This is a genomic window from Corynebacterium belfantii, from assembly GCF_041898185.1.
Lineage (GTDB): Bacteria > Actinomycetota > Actinomycetes > Mycobacteriales > Mycobacteriaceae > Corynebacterium > Corynebacterium belfantii.
This window is the reverse complement of record NZ_CP157823.1, coordinates 1,923,560-1,942,166: the sequence shown is the minus strand read 5'-3', so window position 1 is coordinate 1,942,166 and position 18,607 is coordinate 1,923,560. Positions and strand designations below refer to the sequence as shown.

The window sequence follows — 18,607 nt, the reverse complement described above, 5'->3', positions numbered from 1 at the left end:
ACGTCATTGGTAGTAGTGCATAGTTTCGTCACATTTGGGAAAAGGGGTCAGTGAATGCAGGTTATTCATCGCCACCGTGAGCTGACCCAAGAAATCTTCAACATTGGCGACGAAGTAGCAACCTACATAGAAAACCTCGGGGAAGCCATCGCTGATTGGGATGCTGAACTCGTAGAAGACTGCGTAGCTGAGCTCAAAGACATCATCGCCGAGGCCCGTCACGATTCTCGCGTAGTGATCAACGAACTGGTGGGAATTCGTCAAGCACTAACCTCAGGCTTGGCATCAGGAACAGTAGGAATTTCCGACCCAGTAGTTGAAGACATAATACGGCCAGTGGTCGTCACTGCAGATTCCCTGCGTGATCGCTTTCCCATCCGTAACTCGCCAGTGATCGTACGAGAACTCTCACTCGCCCTAGAAGCCCGCACAGATCTGGTGTGCTCGGTACTCGATAACGCCGTGCAGTGGGAACTCCAACAAACTGAACGCGCAGCTCGCGACCTCAGCTCCGTCAACGTTGCACTGCTTTACGCCCGCGTCGGGGAAATCGTGTTGTCGGCTGCGCAAGCGTGGCTCGACGTCGTTGCCGTAGAACACCCAGGCTTTACCCGCACCATGCGCGGTGCGCACCCGCCACGCTTCCTTAACGAACGCGCACGGATTGACGCGATCGTGGCTAAAGTAGCAGCTAAACGCCAAGATTCAGGAAAATATGTCGGATAGTTTTGGAGTTTATGTCCACGTCCCGTTTTGTTCCTCACGCTGCGGATACTGCGACTTTAATACCTACACCCCTGGTGAACTCAGTGGAACAGCATCGCCCGAAAGCTACCTCGATGCACTTGAAAAAGAACTTGAGCTAGCCGCAGCCTCGGGGACCACACGCCCTGCAACTACCGTGTTTATCGGCGGCGGCACGCCATCGATGCTCGGTGCTCGTGGCCTAACACGTGTTCTCACCGCTGTGCGTAACACCATCGGGATTGCACCAGGCGCAGAAGTCACCACTGAATCGAATCCAGAGACAACCTCCCCAGAATTTTTCTCGACACTGCTGGATTCTGGGTACAACCGCATATCTTTGGGAATGCAGTCGGCGTCGTCAAGCGTGCTGCGCGTATTGGAACGAAAGCACACCCCAGGACGCGCCTTCGATGCCGCCCGCGAAGCCACGAGCGCTGGGTTCGTACATGTGAACCTCGACATGATTTACGGCACGCCCACGGAAACTGATGACGACGTTCGCCTTACCCTCGAGCGCGCCCTCGACACCGGAGTTGACCACATCAGCGCCTATTCGCTGATCGTGGAAGACGGCACCGCCATGGCGCGAAAGGTACGCAAAGGCCAGCTGCCTCCTCCGAATGAGGATGTATACGCCGATCGCTATGGGCTTATCGATACCGCGCTGCGTGCCCACGGTTTTGACTGGTACGAGGTATCCAACTGGGCAAAGCCAAGAGGCGAATGCCAGCACAACCTCGGCTATTGGCTCGACGGCGATTGGTGGGGTGCAGGGCCTGGCGCGCACTCACATATAGCGTCACGACGCTTCTTTAACGTGAAGCACCCCAGCACTTATGCACAACATCTTGCTCAAGGGCAGCTGCCAATTAAAGAAGAAGAGCTACTGAATAACACTGAGCGGCACGAGGAATCAGTCATGCTCGGGCTACGCCTGCGTCACGGACTTGAACTCACCCGTTTTACAAAAGCCGAACGCGCAGTAATCGATAAGTATGTGAGCCTAAAACTCCTGCATATCCATGATGTTCGCGTTGCTCCTACACTGGAAGGGCGACTGTTGATCGATGGCATCATCGCCGATATTTTGGCCGCCTACTAAGGTAAATAGGGTAAACCGTCAGCGACCTTAGGGGAGACAATGGCTGGAGCTACCGATCAGCGTAGGCAAGAGGTGATGCGTGCGATCGTTGCCGATTACATCGCATCCCAAGAACCCGTGGGATCAAAAGTACTGCTAGAACGCCACAACCTCAAGGTCAGCTCGGCGACGATCCGCAACGATATGGCCGTGCTGGAATCAGAAGGCTACATCGTTCAGCAACATGCAAGTTCAGGGCGAATCCCCACCGAAAAAGCATACCGCACCTTCGTCGATTCCATCAACGACATCAAGCCGCTCTCCGTTGCAGAACGGCGAGCCATTTTGGGATTTCTCGAGCGAGGCGTGGATCTTGAAGACGTGCTCAAACGTTCCGTGCAGTTGTTAAGTCAGCTCACCCGCCAGGCAGCGGTCATTCAGTTACCAAACCTCAACGTTTCTCGCGTAAAACACTGCGAGGTCGTACTGCTGAGCCCAGTTCGACTTCTGCTCGTGCTTATTACAGACAACGGCAGGGTAGAGCAGCGCAATGTGGAAGTAGACCACATCTGCGAACCCGATCACGTGGCAAAAATGCGAGATGTTCTCAACCGAGCATTGGACAACAAAACGCTCAGCGACGCCTCAGCGTCTCTTGCCGAACTCGCATCGGGGGAGATTCTGGTCGATCCCGATATTCAGCCGATGATCCTGCGTTGTGCCACTGTGTTGATTGAAACGTTGGTGGAACAGCCCAATGATCGCCTCATCTTGGCAGGGGCTAGCAACCTCACCCGTATCGCGCGGGAAATGCCGTCCTCTCTTCCCGCCATGTTGGAGGCGCTCGAAGAACAGGTCGTCGTGCTCAAACTCCTAACTAATGTGCGCGACCTTGGGCGTGTAAGCGTGCTCATTGGCGAAGAAAACGAAGACGAACAGCTCCGCGGAACCTCGGTTGTCACAACCGGTTATGGTGCACAAGGTGCGACGCTCGGTGGGTTAGGGGTAGTAGGACCCACTTTTATGGACTATTCGGGAACAATGTCCAAGGTCTACGCCGTTGCACACTATGTGAGTCGAGTACTCAGCGGGGGCTAAGTTAGGTCTTTGCTTGTGATCTCGATAATATTATTTGTTTCACTGATCAATTGAGAGGGAAGTTTTTCGTACCGTGGCACGTGATTATTACGCAATCTTGGGCGTCGAGCGAGACGCCACCGATAATGAGATTAAAAAGGCCTATCGTAAGTTGGCCCGTAAGTATCACCCAGATGTAAACGATACGGAAGAAGCCGCTGAAAAATTTAGCGAAATCTCCATCGCCCAGGAGGTGCTTCTCGACGCCGAAAAGCGCCGTATCGTCGATATGGGTGGCGACCCAATGGCCCAAGGTGACGGCGGTGCTGGCTACGGCGGCGCTTATGGTGCAGGTGGCGGACTCGGCGACATCTTTGAAGCATTCTTTGGTGGCGGTGGCGGCAGCCGGGGCCCACGATCGCGTGTTCAGCCAGGTAGTGACGCCCTCCTACGCACCGCCCTGACGCTAGAGGAAGCCTACCTAGGCACGAAGAAACCCATCACTATCGATACAGCAATCTTGTGTGACCGCTGTGAGGGCACTGGCTCGAAATCCAAATCAAAGCCAAACGTATGTGGCACTTGTAACGGCAGCGGTGAAATCCAGCAGATGCAGCGCTCTTTCCTCGGCAATGTGATGACGTCCTCGCCATGTCCAACCTGTCGAGGCACGGGTGAAGTCATCCCAGATCCATGTGATAAATGCGGTGGCGATGGCCGCGTGCGCACCCAGCGGGATCTCATTGTTAACATTCCAGCAGGTATCGCAGATGGCATGCGTATCCGCATGGCTGGTCAGGGTGAGGTAGGCCCAGGTGGTGGACCTGCAGGAGATTTGTACATCGAAGTGATGATGCAACAACACCCTGTATTCCAGCGTGAGGGCAACGATCTGCACATGAGTGTGCACGTGCCCATGGTGGATGCCGCCTTGGGTACGACCACCTCGGTGGAGTCCTTGTCTGGCGATGCCATTGACTTTGAGATCCCTGCGGGCGTTCAGCCAGCCGAAACCATCGTTATCGAAGGCAAGGGTATGCCTCAGCTACGAGGCGAAGGACGTGGCAACATGATTGCTCACGTTGACGTATCCATCCCTACTCAGCTTGATGAAAAATCCAAGGAGCTGCTGAATAAGCTTCGGGATCACCGTAGCGATGAATCGACGGTTCGGACTGCTGACGATTCTGATGATTCCCTCTTCGGTCGCCTCCGCAATAGGTTCCGCCGCTAACATGTCGCTTCCAGTTTTTATCTATAACCTCGAAGACCTCGTCGCCGGTAAGCACAGTGAGATTCCTACCGGCAATGTTGTCCTTGATGGGGCAGAAGGGCGCCACGCGGTCAGCGTTAAGCGGATGACAGCAGGCGAGCAGATCAAACTGATCGACGGCCGAGGTGGTTGGGCAACAGCTACGGTGGCGTCGACAAGCGGTAAAAGCACGCTGCATCTTCATGTTTCCGAATGCAATGAAGAAGCCGCCCCCACACCTACAGTGACTGTTTTCCAAGCGATTCCGAAATCGGAACGTTCAGAACTGGCCGTTGATCTGCTTACCCAAGGCGGCGCCGATGCGATCGTTCCGTGGAAAGCGCATCGATGCGTTGCAAAGTGGGTGGGCGCAAAACGATCCAAGGGCGTGCTCAAATGGCAGCAGGCAGCGATCGCTGCTGCGAAGCAGTCGCGACGCACTCGAATCCCCGAGGTTGCCGAGCCAATCACCACTGCTCAGATCGCAGAACAACTCGAGCAATTCGACGTTGTGCTGGTGCTTCACGAGGACGCCGCAGTGCCGTTCGCTACGGTTGATGTCAATACGGCAAAGTCAATTGCCTTAATCATCGGCCCCGAAGGCGGAGTGAGCCCCGCAGAGGCAGAAGCATTCCGCAAAGCTGGTGCTCGCGCCGTAAAACTCGGCCCCGAGGTGCTGCGGACTGCATCAGCAGGAATCGTGGCGTTGGCTGCTCTCGGTGTACAGACTTCTCGCTGGTAGTGTGGCAAACAACGAATATTTTCTCTCAGATAGGTTGAACCGAAACGTTGGCTGACTTTATAACTCGCGCTATTGAATTAGACGAGCAATACTCCCAAGCAATTTTGGGGATCAATGATCAAAACCTCAAAGTGCTGGAAAACCTACTCGATTGCACCATCTTTGTGCGCGGTACTCGAGCAACGCTCAGCGGACGCGATTTTGAAGTTTCTCGTGGCATTCGCGTGCTACAAGAGTTGCAGTCCATGGCGAAACGCGGGCATGCGATTAGCCCAGATGCTGTGAAAAATGCAGTGGCAATCGTCGCAGAAGACACCCCGCATTCTGTGAGTGCTGTGCTGGCAAGTGACATCGTGGCACGTCGCGGCAAAGTCATTCGCGCCAAAACCCTTGGTCAGAAAGACTACGTTGATGCTATCGACCACAACACCATTGTGTTTGGTTTAGGTCCTGCCGGTTCCGGAAAAACCTATTTGGCGATGGCTAAGGCCGTGCAAGCTTTGCAGGCTAAACAAGTCAACCGCATTATTTTGACGCGTCCTGCGGTTGAAGCCGGCGAAAAGCTGGGATTTTTGCCTGGCACGCTTAATGAGAAAATCGACCCCTATCTGCGTCCGCTTCACGACGCTTTGCGCGACATGGTGGACCCAGAAATTATTCCTAAGCTCATGGAGGCCGGAATCGTTGAGGTAGCTCCGCTGGCTTATATGCGTGGCCGAACGCTCAACGATGCGTTTGTGATTTTGGATGAGGCCCAAAACACCACGCCTGCTCAGATGAAGATGTTTTTAACTCGTCTCGGGTTTGGATCCAAGATGGTGGTCACAGGTGACATCACGCAGGTGGATCTGCCCAGTGGACAAAAGTCTGGTTTGCGGTTAGTTCGCGATATTCTTCGTGGAGTAGAAGGCGTTCACTTTGCCGAGCTCGGTTCGGACGATGTGGTGCGGCACCAACTTGTGGGCCGGATCGTTGATGCTTATGACGCCTATGAAGAACAACTAAAGGACAAATAGATGAGTATCGAAGTTGTTAACGAATCTGGCTTCGAGGGTGTTAACGAAGAAGCGCTTATCGACGTCGCCACGTTCGTGCTCGGCGAGATGGACGTGCACCCTGACGCCGAAGCCACCATATCCGTCGTTGATGTTGCCACTATGAGCGATCTCCACGTGCGCTGGATGGACCTAGAAGGGCCAACCGACGTAATGAGTTTCCCCATGGACGAACTAACCCCAGGCATGGGGCGCCCCGACGCTCAATCTTTTGGGCCTGCGATGCTCGGTGACATTATTTTGTGCCCCGAATTTGCGGCTAAGCAAGCAGCCAAGGCCGGCCACGATATAGGGCATGAATTGGCACTTTTAACCACTCATGGATGCCTGCACTTGCTAGGGTACGACCACATCGAGCCGGAAGACGAGCAAGAAATGTTTGCCCTGCAGAATGAGTTGCTGCAGGACTGGTACACCTACTGTGCACGTCGTGGCGTGGAATTCCAGCCAAAACCGAGCAACGCAGGGGCATTCCCCTCTGCTGCTGATCGTGCAGAACTAGACAAACTTGTACCAGGTGGCGGCATTCCGGCTATTGGGGAACCGCAGTGAGCCCTGTAGTTTTAGGGCTGATTACCCTTGCTGCTTTGCTGTGTTCAGGATTGCTAGAAACCGTCGAAGCAGCAGTCAGCTCCATTTCGCTTGCTCGTGTGGAGCAAATCGACAAAGATAAAGAAACTCGTGCGTCACGAGTGCTCCTCAACGTCGTAGAAAAACGAGCAGAGCACATCAATCTCTTGGTGCTGCTCAAAACTTTTCTTGATGTCACTGCTGCGGTGTTTGCCGCCATGCTCACACTGGAAATCATCGATAATGAGACGTGGGCGCTTACCGCGGCAATCGTTGGGGTGGCCCTAGTAACGTTCACCGTCGTCGGTGTGTTTTCTCGAACTGTGGGGCGCAAAAATCCTTATACAGTGTCCTTATCATCGGCATTTTTGCTCAGTGCACTTGCGAAACTGTTAGGGCCTATTGCGCGGTTACTCATTCGAATTGGCAATATCATCGCACCAGGGCCTGGCTTTAGAGACGGCCCCTACAACACTGAAGTCGAACTACGTGAAATGGTAGACATCGCCCAAGAGCACGGCGTGGTGGAGATCGAAGAACGTAGGATGATTCAATCCGTTTTCGATTTGGCGTCGACAACCGCGCGATCTGTGATGGTTCCACGTACAGATATGGTATGGATCGAATCAGGTAAAACTGCGGGTCAGGCCACCAGTTTGTGTGTGCGATCGGGTTTTTCGCGTATCCCAGTGATCGGGGAAACTGTTGATGACATCATAGGTATCGTCTATCTCAAAGACCTAGTTCAGCGCACCTACTATTCCACGGATAGCGGTCGTTCTGTGCTGGTAGATGACGTTATGCGACCGGCAACTTTTGTTCCCGACTCTAAAAACCTTGATGCGCTATTGCACGAAATGCAACATGATCGCAACCACATCGCCATGCTGGTAGACGAGTATGGCGGTATTGCCGGTTTGATTTCGATTGAAGACATCCTCGAAGAAATCGTCGGTGAAATTGCCGATGAGTACGATGACCGAGAAATGGCTCCGATCGAACGACTAAACGACACGGAGTTGCCTACCTATCGCGTTGTGTCGCGATTGTCTTTGGACGATCTCATCGAGACTATCGACGAGGAACTTGACCGAGAAATCGAGTTCAGCGAGGAAATTCTCGATCAGGTTGACACTGTGGGCGGACTCATTGCCTTTGAAAAAGGCAGAATCCCGTTGCCAGGTACTACAGTGACCACGTCTGGTTTGCAGCTTCAGGCCGAAGGCGGACGTGATCGGCGCGGTCGGATTCAGGTTCGATCTGTGCTCGTGTCTGTTTTGCCTGTCGAATCGCTTTCCGAACTATAGGATGAACCCCATGAACATTTTGTCGATCCAGTCCCATGTTTCCTACGGCCACGTTGGTAACTCTGCCGCAGTGTTCCCATTGCAGCGCATTGGGCATGAAGTATGGCCGGTTCATACGGTGAACTTCTCTAACCACACCGGCTATGGGCAGTGGGGCGGCGAGCTCATTCCTGCAGCGCAGGTGCGTAACGTGATCGACGGCATGGAACAGCGTGGTGCTTTCGGGCGTATCGACGCTATCTTGTCCGGTTACCAAGGCGGTTCTGATATTGCTGATGTGATCGTTGACGCGGTTGCGCGAATCAAAGAGGCGAATCCTCAAGCTGTGTATGCCTGCGATCCCGTCATGGGCAATGCCAAATCTGGTTGTTTTGTATCGGATCTCATCCCGCCATTGCTGCGCGATAAGGTGGTTCCAGTAGCAGACATCATCACGCCTAACCAGTTTGAGCTGGAGTATTTGACCGGTGTACCAGCGCACGATACTGCCTCGACGCTTGAAGCCATCGCTGCTGCACAGGAAATGGGGCCCAATACCGTCCTTGTGACCTCGGTGCGTCGCCCAGAAACTCCCGCTGATGCGATCGAGATGATCGCCGCTAATGAACAGGGTGCATGGTTGGTGCGAACTCCGTTTATCGACTTTAAACGCAATGGTTCCGGTGATGTGACCGCTGCACTGTTTACAGGTCATTACATTCGCGAGCGCAATGCTGCAGACGCTCTCGCACGTACAGCATCGTCGGTATTCGATTTGATCGAAACTACCTTTAAAGCAGATTCGCGAGAATTGCTTATTATCGAGTCCCAAGAAGCCATTGCACATCCTCGCCTTCAGTTTGAGGTTGAGCAGATCGCCTAACATTGGCATAGAATCACTTTTTAAGATCTTTCACACAACATAAGGAGATAGGTGAGCTTCACCGACACACCCGAGGGATTTCGCTCTGGGTTTATTAGCTTCGTTGGACGACCCAACACCGGAAAATCCACGCTGACCAACGCTTTGGTAGGGGAGAAGATTGCGATCACGGCTAACCAGCCGGAGACAACGCGACACCCCATTCGCGGCATCGTGCATCGCGAGGACGCGCAGATCATCGTGGTAGATACCCCTGGTTTGCATAAGCCACGTACGCTGTTGGGTGAACGCCTTAACGAGGTTGTGAAAGATACCTATGCCGATATGGATCTTATTGCCATCACGGTTCCTGCTGATGAGAAAATCGGCCCAGGTGACCGCTGGATTCTTGATGCGGTAAGGAAGGTAGCACCAAAGACACCGCTGCTGGGCATCGTTACCAAGGTTGATAAAGCAAGTCGTGATCAGGTGGCAGTGCAGCTCATGGAGCTTCACGAGCTGCTCGGCGGTAATTCTGAGGTGGTGCCAGTTTCTGCCGTTACCGGTGAACAACGTGACGTGCTTCTCGACGTGATCACGCGGCTGCTGCCAGAAGGACCGAAGTTCTACCCCGATGATCACATCACTGACGATGACACGGATACTCGACTTTCTGAGCTCATTCGTGAGGCCGCATTGAGCGGACTTAAAGATGAGCTTCCGCACTCCGTAGCAGTGCAAATTGATGAGATCTTGCCAAACGATGAGCGTGAGGGAGTACTCGACGTTCATGCGGTGATCTATGTTGAGCGTCCAGGACAAAAATCGATCCTGATCGGTAAAGATGGTCGCCGCCTTGGTCGCATCATTCACAATGCGCGCCCAGAAATCATCAAGATTTTGGGAAGCAATGTGTACTTGGATCTTCGTATCAAGGTGCTCAAGAACTGGCAGCAGGATCCAAAGCAGCTAGGCCGACTAGGGTTCTAGTGCGTCGAGAAAGTTATCGGGAGCGAGCCCTTGTGGTTCGCTCCTACGACTTTGGTGAGGCGGACCGCATCATAGTGCTTTTTACCCGCGGTCGTGGCATCGTGCGTGGTGTTGCTAAGGGCGTGCGTCGGGCAAAAAGTCGATTTGGTTCAAGGCTACAACCCTTTGTTGAGCTAGACGTTCAGCTCTATCGTGGCCGTAATCTGGAGTCCATTACAGCAGCCGACACCGTGGCATACTTCGGTGCCAAAATCATTGATGATGTCACACGTTTTTCGGCTGCCAGCTCGATCCTGGAGGGCGTCGAAAAGCTTGCTGTAGGCGACGAGCCTCGACTTTTTGATCTCACCGTCACAGCGCTGAAAAACATCCAGACATGTGCATTTCCCATCGCAGAACTTGACATCTTTCTCCTGCAGGGAATGCATATTGCGGGTTGGGCGCCGAGCCTTTTTGACTGCGCTCAATGTGGGACATCAGGCCCGCATCATGCTTTTCACCCCAGCCCAGGAGGTGCGGTATGCGTGCGCTGTCGGCCGCTAGGAGCCCAAGAAGTCGATCCAGAGACATTGCATATGATGTGGCTCATGCAGCAAGGCCACCGTGGCGCTGTAGCTGAAATAGGTACACCAGAGAGGTATCAGCAATCGCACGCATTAATTCGGTCCCACCTGTCGTGGCATGTGGAACGCGGTCTTGCCAGCCTCAATGTGCTTGACCAAGTGTGATAGTGGCAGAATAGTCGGGGTGACCAAGCAACTCGTACCTCCACAGATTCCGCAAGAGTTCCTCCCGCGGCACATCGCGCTCGTCATGGACGGCAACGGACGATGGGCAACTAATCGGGGACTCAAGCGCACCGAAGGCCATAAGCGCGGTGAAGCTGTCCTCCTCGATATGGTTGACGCTTGTATCGCTATGGGTATTTCGTATCTTTCTGCCTACGCCTTTTCCACCGAAAATTGGCGGCGCTCTACCGACGAAGTCCGCTTCCTCATGGGATTTAACCGCGACGTCCTGCGGCGCCAACGCGATGCCCTTAACGCAAAAGGAGTGCGAGTCCGTTGGGTAGGACGGCGCCCACGACTGTGGCGCAGCGTTATTAGAGAATTGGAAGCTGCAGAAGAGCTCACCAAGGACAACACCACCATGACGCTTGCTATGTGCGTTAACTACGGTGGCCGCGCAGAAATCGTCGATGCCGTTCGTGAGATCGCTCGTCGATCAGCAGCCGGAACACTACGCCCCGAAGACATCACTGAAGATTCCTTCACGCAGTTCCTCGACGAGCCCGATATGCCCGATGTTGATTTGTTCTTGCGCCCATCAGGTGAAAAGCGCACATCTAATTTCTTGTTATGGCAGTCCGCTTATGCGGAAATGGTGTATCAAAACAAATTGTTCCCTGATTACACACCTGAGGATTTGTTTGCGGCAGTCGAAGAATACGCACGACGTGATCGCCGCTTTGGGGGTACTAAATGACAACTACGCCGCCCACATCTCAACAGATCAGGCGATGGCGCCAGTACCTTGCCAACGAACGTGCTGAAGCCGCATTGTATCGGGAGCTAGCACACCGCAAAGACGGTGAAGAACGTGAGATTCTGTTAGCGATTGCTGATGCTGAGGCGCGACACGAACAGCATTGGCGTAATCTTCTCGGCGATTATGTTGGCATGCCCAAAAGCCCTGATTTGTCGACTCGAATGCTGGCATTTTTGGCGCGGAACTTTTGGTCGGTCTTTGCCCTCGCACTAATGCAGACTGCGGAGCAGCGTAGTCCTTATGCAGATGATGACGATGCCACTGAACAAATGAAAGCCGATGAGGCCATTCACGCAGAAATCGTGCGCGGACTTGCAGCTCGTGGCCGTGAACAGATGAGTGGAAACTTCCGCGCTGCAATCTTTGGTGCCAATGATGGTTTGGTGTCCAATTTTGCGTTGGTGCTTGGCGTGGTTGCTTCAGGTGTCAGCCCCAATATTGTGTTGTTGACAGGCATCTCTGGTTTGCTTTCCGGTGCGCTATCGATGGGCGCGGGGGAGTACATCTCTGTGAAGAGCCAAAACGAGCTTCTCGAGGCATCGACACCGCACCCAGGGACGAAGAATTATATTCCGCAGCTTGATGTGGATGCCAATGAACTAGTACTTGTCTACCGTGCTCGTGGTATGTCGGAGGCAGACGCGGAGCAAAAAGCCGCAAAAGCATTTGCCAATTTGCGCAATGCTGAAGACCAAGCTCTTATCGACGAACCCCGCAACGACGAACCTAGTAACGGTGCATGGTCGGCAGCGGTATCGAGCTTCTTCTGTTTTGGTTTCGGCGCGCTGATTCCTGTGATTCCGTATTTCTTTAACGTTTCAGGGGTTGCGGCAGCAGTGATCGCAACCGTATTAGTTGGTGCGGCCTTGATGATCACAGGAAGTATCACTGGTATTTTGTCGGGCAAACCGCCACTAAAAAGAGCGCTACGCCAGCTTTCCATTGGTATGGCCGCAGCGGGTGTGACCTACCTCTTAGGCAAAGCGTTTGGAGTGGCGCTCGGATAAAAGGATTTATTTGGCAGCTGCAGTGCAGCTTTCGCAGAGGCCGTAGATTTCGGCATCGTGACCAGTTATTTGGAATCCATGTAGCTGGGCTACTTCTTTGGCCCACTTTTCTACTGGGCCGCCATCGATCTCCACGGTGCGTCCGCATTGAGTACACACCAAGTGGTGGTGATGTTCGTCGCTCAAGCAGTGGCGGTAGAGGGTTTCGCCATTGGACATATGGAGAACGTCGACTGCTTCGATTTCTGAAAGTGATTGCAAGGTTCGGTATACAGTGGTCAGACCGACCTTGAGATCGCGTTTTGTTAGTTCTTGATGGATCACCTTGGCAGAAGCGAAATAATCAAGATCTTTGAGGACCCCAACGACAGCAGTGCGCTGACGGGTGCTACGAACCCCCAACTTGGGGACTGAACGATCAATGGTACGATTCATGGAGCATTCCTTAAGTTTTCGCGATGTGGCAGTTAAAGAGACTGTGGCAAGAACTCTTTCAACGCTAAGCGTACTCCTTTTTCAATAGAATGTTGAGATGGTGCCCGATTGAAAACACTCTGTTTAGCTGGGAATGCATGGTAGCGGGGGTGTTAACGGTGTTGAATTGAAAATATTTAGGCTGTTACTTTTGAAACTTTTTGAGCAAGTAGGCCGACCTTCGCAATGATGTCTACGATCATCGGTTCCTTAAGGCGATAGATAATTTGACGCCCTTGACGCTCATTGTCAATGATATGTGCCTGCTTGAGAACTCTCAGATGTTGGCTAATCAAAGGTTGGCTTCCGCCGAGGGCTTGAACTAGCTCAAAAACATAATAATCGCGTTTATGTAGAAGAAGTAGGATTTGAATTCTGATATTCGAGTCGAGAGCACTCAAAATGCCAGAAATCAGTGATGGTTCTTCTTGGATCATGTCGAGATTGTGATCCGAGCTCATCACAGTGGCATCTCCCGGCGCATTCAGTGATGATGGTCGCGGAGAAATTTCCATTGGGACTGCTACTTTCTGATTGTTGAAAAGGTGCGATGTAAAACGATTGCATACTGCCGCTGTGTGAGGGGCGAAACGGAGTAGCAATAGTGATTACTTAAAATAAACTATGCCACGGGAGGCTATATCGTCTAAATTTCCTCATTTTTTGCCTAACCAAATAGGGGGAATTTGTGCGAATTTGCGCTAAGCGGCTTACAGGTCGAAGAAAAAGTGCTTGACGGGTTAGACTGTCACGAAGGTACGGATATAAAAAGGAATAACCTCCGTCGCCGTTTTATCTCGCTACTTAAAAGGAGCTGTTCAATCCCGTGGCACAGAACAATGTCATTGACACGGTCGTCAACCTCTGTAAGCGTCGTGGCCTCGTTTATCCCTGTGGTGAGATCTACGGTGGCACTCGTTCCGCATGGGACTACGGTCCATTGGGAATGGAACTGAAAGAAAACATTAAAAAGCAATGGTGGCGCACCTTTGTCCAAGCACGTGCAGACGTTGTAGGCCTTGACTCGTCCATTATCTTGCCTCGTCAGGTATGGGTTGCCTCCGGACACGTTGCCACCTTCACCGACCCGCTCGTGGAATCCCTTCATACTCACAAGCGTTACCGCGCCGATCACCTGATCGAAGCGTATGAAGCAAAACACGGCCATGCGCCAGAAAACGGCCTAGCTGATGTTCCAGACCCAGAGACTGGCCAGCCTGGTAACTGGACCGAACCACAGATGTTCTCAGGTCTGATGAAGACCTACCTCGGCCCCGTGGACAACGAACAGGGGTTGCACTACCTGCGTCCGGAAACCGCACAGGGCATCTTTGTAAACTTCAAGAACGTGATGACCACGGCTCGTATGAAGCCACCATTCGGCATCGCGCAGGTCGGTAAGTCCTTCCGAAACGAAATCACCCCAGGTAACTTCATCTTCCGTACTCGTGAATTCGAACAGATGGAGATCGAGTATTTCGTACCAGAAGAACTGGCTGATCAGAAGTTCAACGAATGGGTCGATGACTGCTGGAACTGGTTCGTTGATCTAGGCATCAACCCAGACAACATGCGCCGTTTCGACGTTCCAGAAGAAGATCGCGCACACTACTCCAAGGGCACCATCGACATGGAGTACAAGTTCGGCTTCCAAGGAAACCCTTGGGGCGAGCTCATGGGTGTTGCCAACCGCACCGACTATGACCTCGGCTGCCACATCAAGGAATCCGGTGAAGACTTGAGCTACTTCGACCAGGCCACCGGTGAACGCTACGTGCCATGGGTTATTGAGCCTTCCTTCGGTCTAACCCGTGCACTCATGGCTTTCCTCGTCGACGCATACTGCGAAGACGAAGCACCAAACGCCAAGGGCGGTGTGGACAAGCGCGTTGTGCTCAAGCTCGATCCACGTCTTGCACCAGTCAAGGTTGCTGTTTTGCCATTGTCCAAGAAGGACACTTTGACTCCAGTCGCAGAAGAAGTTGCTGCAAAATTGCGTCAGTTCTGGAACGTAGACTACGACACCTCCGGTGCAATCGGTCGTCGTTACCGTCGACAAGACGAGATCGGCACCCCATTCTGCGTGACCGTTGACTTCGACACTCTCGAAGATAACGCCGTGACCGTTCGCGAACGCGACACCATGACCCAAGAACGTGTGGCACTCGACGATCTGCAGTCTTACCTCGCAGCTCGTCTGATCGGCTGCTAATATCTCCTATCTCTGGAAGGAAGCTATGGACTTCACTAGCTGGGGTAATCGTCGGAAAAATCACATTGACCTTTTCGACGACGTTGACAACACCATTGCGACATTCCCCATCGACATTCATGCGGAGCAAACCGTCGACGTCGATGGAGTTGCATGGACTCTAAGCTCCGACAAGAAAATCTTGCGCGCCGCCATCGCCGGCGGTGAGGAGTTCGTTGCAGACGCAGGGGAAAAGGGATTCGCCCGCTCAAAGCGAATCGAAATCTCTCTCGGTGATCGAAACGTTCGCGCTATCAATGAGAACAGAAACGACTGGGTGTATGTTGACTCTGATCCAGAGGAAACAAAAATAGGTCAGTTCTCAGGTGGAAACAGCGGTGTTCGAAAAAGCTACACTGAGTTTGAAAAAGATTCTAGACTGAACCTACAGCAGAAAGTGTTCCTTTCTGCTGTCACTAGGATCGAGCTAGAGGCCAAACTCAACAGCTTCACCTTGGGACTCTTCTTCTTCATCCTGCTTCTCATGCCAGCAGTCGTGTGGGCACTGCTCTAACGCACATGACCACGTACCGCTGGTGGGGAGAAAAGCTCCTCGACCACCAAGGGCACATAGTTGCCCAAGGCAGTCGAGGAGCTTTATCGATTGCAAACCAGAAGATTCCGGTCGACGTTGCACGGCCGACCCCCTGGACTTGGCAATGCAACGCCAAAGATTTGCAAGCAACCGCGCACACACACGCCGGAATGAAGAGCATCACCGTCGAATGCGCTGGTCGCAAGTACATAATGCGGCGAGTAGGGTGGCGTCGCCGCGAGCTCGTAGACTCAAGTGGACACTGCCTTGCGCAGATCAAAGGATTATCCATTGACGCCGGCAGTGCGATTCCGCCAACGGATCTCGTCTTTGCCGTCTACGTAGCTCGGCTTATCGACGCCCCCTTCGACGTGCGAATCTAGAATGAACCGCCTCGGAAACCTCCGCCTCCTCCGTCACCGCTGAAGCCGCCTCCGAAGCCACCGCCAAAACCGCCACGGTGATTATTCGACAAAATCTCGTTGAGTACCATGCCGGTGATAATGCCGCCCATACCGTCGCCACGATTAGACGATTGACGCTGCTGGTAGTCGCGGTAATCCCGCTTCGCCAGCGATAACGCTGAGCGTGCTGTGCGATCAGCCTCGCGCGCAAAATCTGTCGCCCGTACCACGTCAGAAGACGCAGCATTGTGTGCTTGGGCGAGAAGCTTCTCGGCCTCGGCGAGGCGAGTTCGAGCAGCCGACTTAATTACTCTGCCGCGGGTGCTAATAAAATCTGCGGTCGTCTGAACACTTGATTGTGCTGAGGACAGTTGCTGTTGGAACACCATCGAGCGTCGCTCGTGGTCGGCAGCAGCATCGCGTGCATACGCCAACTGAATATCAAGCGCGGAATCTGCTGCAGTAAGTGTGGACCAAGTCTCAAGAGGATCCTGGTCTGCATGCGCGTGGGCGAACTCAAGTGCAGATCGGGCATCAACAACGCTGGCATCAAAAGCCGCCCAACCGGCTTCAGGCGTGATCTGATCACTAGACTCCCGCAATTGTTGTGCCTCGGCGATCTCTTCAGAAATCTCAATAATTAAAGCAGGGATACCGGATCGAGCCGTTGAAATATTGGCATCGGCATGTTCGATGGCCGCGATGAGTTTGTCAGCATTATTTGCCGCATTTTCCGCATGACGGATGGCGTCGACAAGCCCTGCCTGCTCGCCGGCGGGGCGCGAGGACAACTCGCGGGCGGCATCAAGGCTTCGATCCGCCTCAGCGATACTCACCTTCGCTATATCTAGGTTGTCCTTGATCGAAGAGATTACTGAATCGGAGTATTGCGTACTCACGCTCTCCAAGGTGCTAGCTGCGCCAGGCAGGCGTTGGCGCAGATCCACAATACATTGAGTCAAGTTGAGCAGGACGGAGTCGGCATTGACTAACAAATTACGGAGTTGAGCAAAGTTAGCGGCCTTAGCATCAAGGGCGTCGTCGGCAAGCCCGCACGTAGACACTATTTGAACGTAGAGAGCATGGCGTTCCGCGGGATTCGAGGTGCTTTGAGCCTGCTGATTGAGTGCGAACGCCTTTTGCAAAGTAGTTGTGGAATCGTTCATTGCTTGGCGGAAAGCGCGCGTACGCTCCGCACCAAATTCGGCAACGGCGATCTCGAGTTCTTCTTTTGCTCGACGAATCGACTCATCCGTGCTGACCAATTCTTCCTGTGCTCGTGCGGCTAAGGTATCCGTCGACAAAGCATGAAGCGCTTGGGTATCCCTAGGGTCGATCGAGCGGGCAGACTCAAGGGTGTGCTTTTGCGAGGTGGTGCGCTTACGGCGGCTATAAGCCCACAGCCCGCCACCAGTAGCGGCGATGCCAAGGGCACCAGCACCCAACCAAGCATTGTCGACCGAGGATGTGGGGCCGGAGGTAGGAGAGGACGAAGTCGCCGAGGTGTTATTGGCTTGATCTACAACGCCATAAGCTGCGCCTGCCCAGTCTTTTTCTAAGAGGTGGTCGTAAGCAGCGTTGTACATGTTGTCGAGGGCATGCGGATCCCAGTCGTCGCCACCGTTTATTCCAAACTCGCGAGTCTTTACCGCGACAGCGAAAACTGCCACATTCCTATCGCCATTGGAGCGAACCGCTTGAGTTGTCCAGACTTCTGGGGTGACATCGTCAAATGAATCAACGAAGATGATGCGGATTTGCCGACGAGCTTCTTGCTGGAATTGCTGAACCTTCTCAGTAATACCGGCAATGTCATCGGGACTGAGCACCCCTGACTCGTCAGTAACTATGTCAACATAGCGCTGTGGCGCGGCGGCTTCCACATGGATGGATGGCTGTGGCAGCGCTAGCGCGGCAGTGGGTAGACCCACAACGGAGGCTGCCAGTGCGATGGCGGACAATCTGGATGCCTGCTTCATACTCCAATGCATGTTCACAAGCTTAGTCAAAGTGGGTAAGAACATCGCGGGGGAGAAAATCTGGCATGCTAATGTGTATGAAACCACTTCGGTTATGTGCAATTCTTGCAAGTATTCCACCACTTGTGATGGTGGTGCGCGGCCGCATTCGTCCTAAGAACTCCCGTAAGCGTTTTCCTACGATTGTTGTGCTAGGTACCGCGCAGTATGACGGCGTGCCATCGAGGCAATTCGCTGGCCGATTGAAATGGGCCGCGGAGCAGTGGCATACGCAACGGAGCCAAAAAGTTGTCACTGTGGGTGGGAAACTGCCAGAGGATCGCTTTACTGAGGCTGCGGTGGCGCGGGAATACCTGATTAAAGAACATGTGGATTCCGATTTGATCGTTGCTGTTGAGCAAGGGCACGATACACGGGGATCTCTTCGTGCGGCACTGTCCGAGCTAGAGCAACCTATTTTGATCATTACTGATCCAAACCACAGCTTGCGAGCTGAGCTTATTGCTCGTTCGGAAGGCATTGCTGCATGGGCGTCACCTACTCCTTATTGCCCCACGACTTTTCCGCGATGGCAGTGGTGGTGGACGTTTGTGCACGAACAAGGTGGTCTTTGTGTCGTGTTGATTGAGCTAGTTGCTGGAAAGAATGTAGCGCAAAAAGTAGAAGATGCGTTACGACGTCTCCAAGCCTGGTTGCGGCCGTCGCGACGCGCACGCCATGAGCAGCTGCGCGAGGAACGGTGATCGA

General features: G+C 53.3%; 20 protein-coding genes. 17 read left to right on the top strand and 3 right to left on the bottom strand.

Annotated features, from left to right (window positions below):
• Positions 1-54 precede the first annotated feature (54 nt).
• From ABMV07_RS09625 to ABMV07_RS09565, 13 genes are all read left to right on the top strand, one after another.
• The gene (locus ABMV07_RS09625) at positions 55-726 is read left to right on the top strand and encodes a hypothetical protein (protein ID WP_088266823.1); all 672 of its coding nucleotides are present in this window, start codon (positions 55-57) and stop codon (positions 724-726) included.
• On the top strand, positions 716-1,849 hold the full coding sequence (hemW, locus tag ABMV07_RS09620; protein ID WP_088266822.1) for a radical SAM family heme chaperone HemW: 1,134 nt from the start codon (positions 716-718) through the stop codon (positions 1,847-1,849). The genes ABMV07_RS09625 and hemW overlap by 11 nt, the downstream gene beginning before the upstream one ends.
• 39 nt (positions 1,850-1,888) lie before the next feature.
• Positions 1,889-2,926, top strand: a complete 1,038-nt coding sequence (hrcA, locus tag ABMV07_RS09615) for a heat-inducible transcriptional repressor HrcA (RefSeq protein ID WP_088266821.1) — start codon at positions 1,889-1,891, stop codon at positions 2,924-2,926.
• Positions 2,927-2,999: 73 nt separating this feature from the next.
• On the top strand, positions 3,000-4,139 hold the full coding sequence (dnaJ, locus tag ABMV07_RS09610; protein WP_088266820.1) for a molecular chaperone DnaJ: 1,140 nt from the start codon (positions 3,000-3,002) through the stop codon (positions 4,137-4,139).
• A gap of 1 nt (position 4,140) precedes the next feature.
• Entirely contained in the window at positions 4,141-4,899 is a 759-nt protein-coding gene (locus ABMV07_RS09605) for a 16S rRNA (uracil(1498)-N(3))-methyltransferase (RefSeq protein ID WP_088266819.1), read from the top strand.
• A gap of 47 nt (positions 4,900-4,946) precedes the next feature.
• Positions 4,947-5,915, top strand: coding sequence for a PhoH family protein (locus tag ABMV07_RS09600; RefSeq protein ID WP_196977511.1), 969 nt, complete (start codon positions 4,947-4,949; stop codon positions 5,913-5,915).
• A complete protein-coding gene (gene ybeY / locus ABMV07_RS09595) occupies positions 5,916-6,506 on the top strand; it encodes an rRNA maturation RNase YbeY (protein WP_196981589.1) in 591 nt (196 codons plus the stop codon).
• Complete coding sequence (locus ABMV07_RS09590) at positions 6,503-7,831, top strand: hemolysin family protein (protein ID WP_196981590.1); 1,329 nt, start codon at positions 6,503-6,505, stop codon at positions 7,829-7,831. Before ybeY ends, ABMV07_RS09590 begins: the two co-directional genes overlap by 4 nt.
• A 10-nt stretch (positions 7,832-7,841) precedes the next feature.
• Entirely contained in the window at positions 7,842-8,693 is an 852-nt protein-coding gene (pdxY, locus tag ABMV07_RS09585; protein WP_088266815.1) for a pyridoxal kinase PdxY, read from the top strand.
• Between the two features lie 51 nt (positions 8,694-8,744).
• Positions 8,745-9,662: a GTPase Era gene (gene era, locus ABMV07_RS09580; protein WP_374064531.1), complete on the top strand. Its 918-nt coding sequence runs from the start codon at positions 8,745-8,747 to the stop codon at positions 9,660-9,662.
• On the top strand, positions 9,662-10,390 hold the full coding sequence (gene recO, locus ABMV07_RS09575) for a DNA repair protein RecO (protein WP_088266813.1): 729 nt from the start codon (positions 9,662-9,664) through the stop codon (positions 10,388-10,390). Before era ends, recO begins: the two co-directional genes overlap by 1 nt.
• Before the next feature lie 19 nt (positions 10,391-10,409).
• Positions 10,410-11,147 carry an isoprenyl transferase gene (locus tag ABMV07_RS09570; RefSeq protein ID WP_162495040.1) on the top strand — a complete coding sequence of 246 codons (738 nt, stop codon included), beginning with the start codon at positions 10,410-10,412 and terminating at the stop codon, positions 11,145-11,147.
• Positions 11,144-12,217 carry a VIT1/CCC1 transporter family protein gene (locus tag ABMV07_RS09565; RefSeq protein WP_088266811.1) on the top strand — a complete coding sequence of 358 codons (1,074 nt, stop codon included), beginning with the start codon at positions 11,144-11,146 and terminating at the stop codon, positions 12,215-12,217. The genes ABMV07_RS09570 and ABMV07_RS09565 overlap by 4 nt, the downstream gene beginning before the upstream one ends.
• A 6-nt stretch (positions 12,218-12,223) precedes the next feature.
• Here ABMV07_RS09565 and ABMV07_RS09560 read toward each other — a convergent pair whose 3' ends face one another.
• Both ABMV07_RS09560 and ABMV07_RS09555 read right to left on the bottom strand, forming a co-directional pair.
• Entirely contained in the window at positions 12,224-12,652 is a 429-nt protein-coding gene (locus ABMV07_RS09560; RefSeq protein ID WP_088266810.1) for a Fur family transcriptional regulator, read from the bottom strand.
• Positions 12,653-12,828: 176 nt separating this feature from the next.
• Positions 12,829-13,206 carry an ArsR/SmtB family transcription factor gene (locus tag ABMV07_RS09555; RefSeq protein WP_088266809.1) on the bottom strand — a complete coding sequence of 126 codons (378 nt, stop codon included), beginning with the start codon at positions 13,204-13,206 and terminating at the stop codon, positions 12,829-12,831.
• Between the two features lie 311 nt (positions 13,207-13,517).
• On the opposite strand from ABMV07_RS09555, the gene ABMV07_RS09550 reads away from it, so the two are divergent.
• Genes ABMV07_RS09550 through ABMV07_RS09540 form a run of 3 tightly spaced genes read left to right on the top strand, consistent with a single transcriptional unit; the run spans position 13,518 to position 15,860 of the window.
• Complete coding sequence (locus tag ABMV07_RS09550) at positions 13,518-14,903, top strand: glycine--tRNA ligase (RefSeq protein ID WP_196981593.1); 1,386 nt, start codon at positions 13,518-13,520, stop codon at positions 14,901-14,903.
• A 25-nt stretch (positions 14,904-14,928) separates the two neighbouring features.
• Positions 14,929-15,456: a hypothetical protein gene (locus tag ABMV07_RS09545; protein WP_088266807.1), complete on the top strand. Its 528-nt coding sequence runs from the start codon at positions 14,929-14,931 to the stop codon at positions 15,454-15,456.
• 5 nt (positions 15,457-15,461) lie between these two features.
• Positions 15,462-15,860, top strand: coding sequence for a DNA repair protein (locus tag ABMV07_RS09540; RefSeq protein ID WP_088266806.1), 399 nt, complete (start codon positions 15,462-15,464; stop codon positions 15,858-15,860).
• Here the strand turns inward: ABMV07_RS09540 and ABMV07_RS09535 are convergent.
• The gene (locus tag ABMV07_RS09535) at positions 15,857-17,872 is read right to left on the bottom strand and encodes a TPM domain-containing protein (RefSeq protein ID WP_197689483.1); all 2,016 of its coding nucleotides are present in this window, start codon (positions 17,870-17,872) and stop codon (positions 15,857-15,859) included. The two genes, ABMV07_RS09540 and ABMV07_RS09535, sit on opposite strands and share 4 nt — an antisense overlap.
• A gap of 53 nt (positions 17,873-17,925) precedes the next feature.
• Between ABMV07_RS09535 and ABMV07_RS09530 the strand changes: the two genes are divergently transcribed.
• On the top strand, positions 17,926-18,603 hold the full coding sequence (locus ABMV07_RS09530; RefSeq protein WP_088266804.1) for a YdcF family protein: 678 nt from the start codon (positions 17,926-17,928) through the stop codon (positions 18,601-18,603).
• The last annotated feature ends 4 nt before the right edge of the window (positions 18,604-18,607 follow it).

Coding starts and splice junctions, on each gene's coding strand:
- ABMV07_RS09560 (WP_088266810.1), bottom strand. CDS start 12,652: ATGAATCGTACCATTGATCGTTCAGTCCCCAAGTTGGGGGTTCGTAGC.
- ABMV07_RS09555 (WP_088266809.1), bottom strand. CDS start 13,206: ATGGAAATTTCTCCGCGACCATCATCACTGAATGCGCCGGGAGATGCC.
- ABMV07_RS09535 (WP_197689483.1), bottom strand. CDS start 17,872: ATGCATTGGAGTATGAAGCAGGCATCCAGATTGTCCGCCATCGCACTG.
- ABMV07_RS09565 (WP_088266811.1), top strand. CDS start 11,144: ATGACAACTACGCCGCCCACATCTCAACAGATCAGGCGATGGCGCCAG.
- ABMV07_RS09545 (WP_088266807.1), top strand. CDS start 14,929: ATGGACTTCACTAGCTGGGGTAATCGTCGGAAAAATCACATTGACCTT.
- ABMV07_RS09605 (WP_088266819.1), top strand. CDS start 4,141: ATGTCGCTTCCAGTTTTTATCTATAACCTCGAAGACCTCGTCGCCGGT.
- ybeY (WP_196981589.1), top strand. CDS start 5,916: ATGAGTATCGAAGTTGTTAACGAATCTGGCTTCGAGGGTGTTAACGAA.
- ABMV07_RS09625 (WP_088266823.1), top strand. CDS start 55: ATGCAGGTTATTCATCGCCACCGTGAGCTGACCCAAGAAATCTTCAAC.
- ABMV07_RS09540 (WP_088266806.1), top strand. CDS start 15,462: ATGACCACGTACCGCTGGTGGGGAGAAAAGCTCCTCGACCACCAAGGG.
- hrcA (WP_088266821.1), top strand. CDS start 1,889: ATGGCTGGAGCTACCGATCAGCGTAGGCAAGAGGTGATGCGTGCGATC.
- pdxY (WP_088266815.1), top strand. CDS start 7,842: ATGAACATTTTGTCGATCCAGTCCCATGTTTCCTACGGCCACGTTGGT.
- ABMV07_RS09530 (WP_088266804.1), top strand. CDS start 17,926: ATGCTAATGTGTATGAAACCACTTCGGTTATGTGCAATTCTTGCAAGT.
- hemW (WP_088266822.1), top strand. CDS start 716: ATGTCGGATAGTTTTGGAGTTTATGTCCACGTCCCGTTTTGTTCCTCA.